At 63.4% G+C, this 227-nt stretch carries 1 protein-coding gene; it reads right to left on the reverse strand.

Annotated features, from left to right (window positions below):
- On the reverse strand, positions 1-227 hold a 227-nt coding region (locus tag ALO43_RS04215), incomplete at both ends, for an RHS repeat domain-containing protein (RefSeq protein WP_235662534.1).

The following is a 227-nucleotide window of genomic DNA, read 5'->3' on the forward strand; positions in this document are numbered from 1 at the left end:
GTCTGGCCTTTGGCATCCTGCCGCCATTTGGGCAGGCCACGGCCGTTGCGCAGCAGTTGGGTGGTCTGGCCCTTGCCATCGGTGTGCGTCAGGACCTGGCCCAGTTCGTTGTAGGTGAAAGTCTCGCTGGTGCCATCCGGGTGGTTGATACGCAGCACTTCGCCGTCGGGTTTGCGTTCCAGCGTGGTGGTGTTGTTCAGGGCATCGGTGACGGCCACCAGGTGGTG

It is taken from the genome of Pseudomonas tremae (assembly GCF_001401155.1).
GTDB classification, from domain to species: Bacteria; Pseudomonadota; Gammaproteobacteria; order Pseudomonadales; family Pseudomonadaceae; genus Aquipseudomonas; species Aquipseudomonas tremae.